1 protein-coding gene is annotated in these 691 nt (G+C 74.4%); it reads right to left on the bottom strand.

The features are described from left to right. Window positions 1–691 (bottom strand): DEAD/DEAH box helicase (locus FV230_RS28985; protein ID WP_246695061.1); only part of this gene is annotated, 691 nt, incomplete at both ends.

The raw sequence follows: 691 nt of genomic DNA on the forward strand, positions 1-691 counted from the left end.
GCGGGTGGGCCTCGCGTGAGCGAGGGTCGGGAGAGGGGAGCGACATTTCCGGGAGCGGCGCTCTCCTCTCCCGACCCGCTTCGCGGGCTACCCTCCCCCGCAGAGGGGGGAGGGAAGGCGGCGTTCTGCGGCACGAGGTACTTCCGCAGCTCGTCCGGCTCGCGCACCGTCGCCGACAGCCCGATCGCGGTGAGGCCGGGGCTGAGGCGGTGCAGGCGGGCGAGCGCCAGGGACAGCAGGTCGCCGCGCTTCGAGGTGACGAGGGCGTGGAGCTCGTCGAGGACGACGCAGCGCAGCCCGGAGAAGAACTCGGTCGCCTCGCGGTGGGCGATGAGCAGGGCGAGCTGCTCGGGCGTGGTCAGCAGGATGTCCGGCGGCCGCTCGATCTGGCGGGTGCGCTTGTGCGACGGGGTATCGCCGGTGCGGGTCTCGATCCGCAGCGACAGGCCGATGCCCTCCACCGGCGCGTCGAGGTTGCGGGCGATGTCGACGGCGAGCGCCTTCAGCGGCGAGATATAGAGCGTGTGGAGCCGGCGCTCGGAGGGCTTCGCCCGGCTCTGCGACAGCGCGACCAGGCTCGGCAGGAAGCCGGCGAGCGTCTTGCCGGCGCCGGTCGGGGCGACGAGCAGCGCCGAGCGGCCGGCGCCCGCGATGCGCAGCAGGTCGAGCTGGTGCGGCCGCGGGGCCCAGC

The organism is Methylobacterium sp. WL6 (assembly GCF_008040095.1).
Classification (GTDB): domain Bacteria; phylum Pseudomonadota; class Alphaproteobacteria; order Rhizobiales; family Beijerinckiaceae; genus Methylobacterium.